Consider the following 474-nt stretch of genomic DNA (forward strand, 5'->3'; position numbering starts at 1 on the left):
GCGTCTGCGACGGTCGTTGCCGCGCCGCCGGTAAGTCCGGCGACGATTGCCGAGACGGCCGCACCGCGGAGGAAGAACACGATGACGCCGATACTCCACGTCAGGAGGTTCTTCGTGAGCTGATTTGCGACGTTCTTCGCACGCACCTGCCCGGCTTCGAGCATGGCGAAGCCGGCGTGCATGAAGAAGATGAGGAACGTGACGGTGAGGACCCACACGAGATTCACGCCCTCGACGACCGAGGCGAGGTCTGCCTGAAGTGCGGTCAGCATACGATTCCTCCGATATGCGATTCGAACGGGAGTTCAAGTGGACAGTCGTTCATATTGGTGCTCGATTCGCGACCGAATGTCTCGCGAACCATGAGAGATGCTATCTCAAGACGTTCATATAACGGTTCGCGTTGACAAACGTCTACAAAATGGTGTTCTGAGAGACGTATGTCCGATATAAGATGAAATATGTCTTGTATAA

At 55.3% G+C, this 474-nt stretch carries 1 pseudogene; it reads right to left on the reverse strand.

What is annotated here, in order from left to right:
• Nucleotides 1-272, reverse strand: a pseudogene (locus D3D02_RS19410) (ammonium transporter); the annotation flags it as partial.
• Between the last annotated feature and the right edge of the window lie 202 nt (nucleotides 273-474).

It is taken from the genome of Halobellus sp. Atlit-38R, from assembly GCF_003665925.1.
GTDB classification, from domain to species: Archaea; Halobacteriota; Halobacteria; order Halobacteriales; family Haloferacaceae; genus Haloquadratum; species Haloquadratum inordinatus.